The sequence below is a fragment of the Agromyces sp. NPDC055661 genome (genome assembly GCF_053618135.1).
The window spans coordinates 1-5,296 of sequence record NZ_JBSHHC010000004.1; the positions used below are offsets into that span (position 1 = coordinate 1).

The following is a 5,296-nucleotide window of genomic DNA, read 5'->3' on the forward strand; positions in this document are numbered from 1 at the left end:
CCCCTGCAGTACCATCGGCGCTGCGAGTCTTAGCTTCCGGGTTCGGAATGTGTCCGGGCGTTTCCCTCGCGCTATGGCCGCCGAAACTCTGGTACCAGCACCACCCGTGTGTGGGGGTGTGGTGGTCTCGGTTGCACATGCCCCCCTGGGCCAACCGGGGTTGGCGGGGGGTGTGCGGGTCTGTGTTGTGTTATGTGTTGTGTTTCCGTCTGTTGGGAACCACAGAGTGGACGCGAGCAATCCCAGTCCACGCACTCCAGCCTTACAAACAGAGTGTGTGTAGTGATTGTCAAGTTATCGGCTTATTAGTACCGGTCAGCTGCACAAGTCGTTAGTCCTTGCTTCCACATCCGGCCTATCAACCCAGTCGTCTGGCTGGGAGCCTCTCCCCCGAAGGGATGGAAATCTCATCTCGAGGCCGGCTTCCCGCTTAGATGCTTTCAGCGGTTATCCATCCCGAACGTAGCTAACCAGCGGTGCTCCTGGCGGAACAACTGGCACACCAGAGGTTCGTCCAACCCGGTCCTCTCGTACTAGGGTCAGATCCTCTCAAATTTCCTGCGCGCGCAGAGGATAGGGACCGAACTGTCTCACGACGTTCTAAACCCAGCTCGCGTACCGCTTTAATGGGCGAACAGCCCAACCCTTGGGACCTACTCCAGCCCCAGGATGCGACGAGCCGACATCGAGGTGCCAAACCATGCCGTCGATATGGACTCTTGGGCAAGATCAGCCTGTTATCCCCGAGGTACCTTTTATCCGTTGAGCGACAGCGCTTCCACAAGCCACTGCCGGATCACTAGTCCCGACTTTCGTCCCTGCTCGACCTGTCAGTCTCACAGTCAAGCTCCCTTGTGCACTTACACTCGCCACCTGATTGCCAACCAGGTTGAGGGAACCTTTGGGCGCCTCCGTTACTTTTTGGGAGGCAACCGCCCCAGTTAAACTACCCACCAGGCACTGTCCCTGAACCGGATCACGGTTCGAAGTTAGATATCCAGAGTGACCAGAGTGGTATTTCAACAATGACTCCACGAACACTAGCGTGCCCGCTTCACAGTCTCCCACCTATCCTACACAAGCCACACCGAACACCAATACCAAGCTGTAGTAAAGGTCACGGGGTCTTTCCGTCCTTCTGCGCGTAACGAGCATCTTTACTCGTACTGCAATTTCGCCGAGTTCGCGGTTGAGACAGCTGGGAAGTCGTTACGCCATTCGTGCAGGTCGGAACTTACCCGACAAGGAATTTCGCTACCTTAGGATGGTTATAGTTACCACCGCCGTTTACTGGGGCTTAAATTCTCAGCTTCGCCTTGCGGCTAACCGGTCCTCTTAACCTTCCAGCACCGGGCAGGCGTCAGTCCGTATACATCGTCTTGCGACTTGGCACGGACCTGTGTTTTTAGTAAACAGTCGCTTCCCACTGGTCTCTGCGGCCACTCCACGCTTCCCCTGGCAAGCAGGTTCACGCTTCGGGCCCCCCTTCTCCCGAAGTTACGGGGGCATTTTGCCGAGTTCCTTAACCACGATTCTCTCGATCTCCTCGGTATTCTCTACCTGACCACCTGAGTCGGTTTGGGGTACGGGCGGCTGGAACCTCGCGTCGATGCTTTTCTCGGCAGCATAGGATCACCCACTTTTCATCCGCATCGCGTCTCAGCCTGTGTGAGCGACGGATTTGCCTATCGCTCGGCCTACACGCTTGCCCCGGGTCAACCATCGCCCGGGCTGGGCTACCTTCCTGCGTCACACCTGTTAATACGCTCACTCCACCAGACGGGGTCGCATGCCGCCCCGCACATCACCCCGAAGGGATCCGCACGGCTTGGGATGCTTAGCACTTCTGATCTCGTGTGGGCGGTTCTTCGCCGGTACGGGAATATCAACCCGTTGTCCATCGACTACGCCTGTCGGCCTCGCCTTAGGTCCCGACTTACCCAGGGCAGATTAGCTTGACCCTGGAACCCTTGGTCTTCCGGAGGACGGGTTTCTCACCCGTCTTTCGCTACTCATGCCTGCATTCTCACTCGTGTGCCGTCCACGGCTGGTTTCCACCGCCGCTTCACCCGGCACACGACGCTCTCCTACCCATCAACACGGCTGGACCACGAAGGCCTACCACAAATGTCAATGCCACAACTTCGGTGGCGTGCTTGAGCCCCGTTACATTGTCGGCGCGGAATCACTTGACCAGTGAGCTATTACGCACTCTTTCAAGGGTGGCTGCTTCTAAGCCAACCTCCTGGTTGTCTGTGCAACTCCACATCCTTTCCCACTTAGCACGCGCTTAGGGACCTTAGTTGGTGGTCTGGGTTGTTTCCCTCTCGACGATGAAGCTTATCCCCCACCGTCTCACTGCTGCGCTCTCACTTACCGGCATTCGGAGTTTGGCTGACGTCAGTAACCTGTTGGGGCCCATCGGCCATCCAGTAGCTCTACCTCCGGCAAGAAACACGCAACGCTGCACCTAAATGCATTTCGGAGAGAACCAGCTATCACGAAGTTTGATTGGCCTTTCACCCCTATCCACAGCTCATCCCCTCCATTTTCAACTGAAGTGGGTTCGGTCCTCCACGACGTCTTACCGTCGCTTCAACCTGGCCATGGATAGATCACTTCGCTTCGGGTCTAGGACCTGCGACTGAATCGCCCTATTCAGACTCGCTTTCGCTACGGCTACCCCACACGGGTTAACCTCGCCACAGATCACTAACTCGCAGGCTCATTCTTCAAAAGGCACGCTGTCACCCCAACAAGGAGGCTCCAACGGTTTGTAAGCAAACGGTTTCAGGTACTATTTCACTCCCCTCCCGGGGTACTTTTCACCTTTCCCTCACGGTACTTGTCCGCTATCGGTCATCTGGGAGTATTTAGGCTTATCAGGTGGTCCTGACAGATTCACACGGGATTTCTCGGGCCCCGTGCTACTTGGGATACCTCTCCGGCCGGCCAGGCATTTCGACTACGGGACTCACACCCACTCCGGTCCGGCTTTCAATCCGGTTCGTCTATACCTGACGCGTCACCGCGGTCGACCGGCAGATCGACCCGAAAGGTCCCACAACCCCGACCATGCAACCCCTGCCGGGTATCACACATGATCGGTTTAGCCTCATCCGCGTTCGCTCGCCACTACTTACGGAATCACGGTTGTTTTCTCTTCCTGTGGGTACTGAGATGTTTCACTTCCCCACGTTCCCTCTACCCGCCCTATACATTCAGGCGGGAGTCACCAGGTCACCCAAAGGGCCTGGCGGGGTTTCCCCATTCGGAAATCCTCGGATCACAGCTCGTTTATCAGCTCCCCGAGGCTTATCGCAGATTACGACGTCCTTCTTCGGCTCCAGATGCCAAGGCATCCACCGTTTGCTCTTAGAAACTTGAAATCACATGAGTTCGATCGAATTCGTGCACCCGAACCCGAAGGCCCGGATACGAAATTGACCAGTGAATACGCCAAACAACACCCCGAAGGATGCCACTCGGCGACTCACCTATTGTGACCCAACGTCCGAAAACGTTGAATCTAAGATGCTCGCGTCCACTATGTAGTTCTCAACAGACGGCCAGAACCCCCACACCCGACGACCCACGGTCATCATCGGTGAAGGCCTGAAGAAACCATCACCCCCACCCCGAAGGGCAGGGTTGTCCGGTCCCTCAGGACCCAACAGCGTGCACGTCCCCACCATCCCGGCCCCGACCGTTCCAACCCCGCAAGCGAGGCGTACTAGATCTGAACCATTCAGACGAGAACCTATGTCAATGTTCCACCCATGAGCAGCCGGCAGACACGATCGGTCTGATCCGGCATGCCTGGAACACCCTGCGGTGCCCAGATGCTCCTTAGAAAGGAGGTGATCCAGCCGCACCTTCCGGTACGGCTACCTTGTTACGACTTAGTCCTAATCACCGATCCCACCTTCGACGGCTCCCTCCACAAGGGTTAGGCCACCGGCTTCGGGTGTTACCGACTTTCATGACTTGACGGGCGGTGTGTACAAGGCCCGGGAACGTATTCACCGCAGCGTTGCTGATCTGCGATTACTAGCGACTCCGACTTCATGAGGTCGAGTTGCAGACCTCAATCCGAACTGAGACCGGCTTTTTGGGATTCGCTCCGCCTTACGACATCGCAGCCCTTTGTACCGGCCATTGTAGCATGCGTGAAGCCCAAGACATAAGGGGCATGATGATTTGACGTCATCCCCACCTTCCTCCGAGTTGACCCCGGCAGTCTCACATGAGTTCCCACCATAACGTGCTGGCAACATGCGACGAGGGTTGCGCTCGTTGCGGGACTTAACCCAACATCTCACGACACGAGCTGACGACAACCATGCACCACCTGTATACGAGTGTCCAAAGAGTTCTACATTTCTGCAGCGTTCTCGTATATGTCAAGCCTTGGTAAGGTTCTTCGCGTTGCATCGAATTAATCCGCATGCTCCGCCGCTTGTGCGGGCCCCCGTCAATTCCTTTGAGTTTTAGCCTTGCGGCCGTACTCCCCAGGCGGGGCGCTTAATGCGTTAGCTACGACACGGAAACCGTGGAAAGGTCCCCACATCTAGCGCCCAACGTTTACGGCGTGGACTACCAGGGTATCTAATCCTGTTCGCTCCCCACGCTTTCGCTCCTCAGCGTCAGTTACGGCCCAGAGAACTGCCTTCGCCATCGGTGTTCCTCCTGATATCTGCGCATTCCACCGCTACACCAGGAATTCCATTCTCCCCTACCGCACTCCAGTCTGCCCGTACCCACTGCAGACCCGAGGTTGAGCCTCGGGATTTCACAGCAGACGCGACAAACCGCCTACGAGCTCTTTACGCCCAATAATTCCGGACAACGCTCGGACCCTACGTATTACCGCGGCTGCTGGCACGTAGTTAGCCGGTCCTTTTTCTGCAAGTACCGTCAAGGAGCAAGCTCCCCTTCTTCCTTACTAAAAGCGGTTTACAACCCGAAGGCCGTCATCCCGCACGCGGCGTTGCTGCATCAGGCTTGCGCCCATTGTGCAATATTCCCCACTGCTGCCTCCCGTAGGAGTCTGGGCCGTGTCTCAGTCCCAGTGTGGCCGGTCACCCTCTCAGGCCGGCTACCCGTCGACGCCTTGGTGAGCCATTACCTCACCAACAAGCTGATAGGCCGCGAGTCCATCCCAGACCGAAAAAACTTTCCACCCCACACCATGCGGTACAGGGTCCTATCCGGTATTAGCTCCGATTTCTCGGGGTTATCCCAGAGTCCAGGGCAGGTTACTCACGTGTTACTCACCCGTTCGCCACTAATCCCC

General features: G+C 56.8%; 3 rRNA genes. All 3 read right to left on the bottom strand.

The features are described 5' to 3' along the window. A 5S ribosomal RNA gene (rrf, locus tag ACWGO8_RS19435) occupies positions 1–85 on the bottom strand; the annotation flags it as partial. A 200-nt stretch (positions 86–285) separates the two neighbouring features. Then, positions 286–3,389, bottom strand: a 23S ribosomal RNA gene (locus ACWGO8_RS19440). A 464-nt stretch (positions 3,390–3,853) separates the two neighbouring features. After that, positions 3,854–5,296, bottom strand: a 16S ribosomal RNA gene (locus ACWGO8_RS19445); the annotation flags it as partial.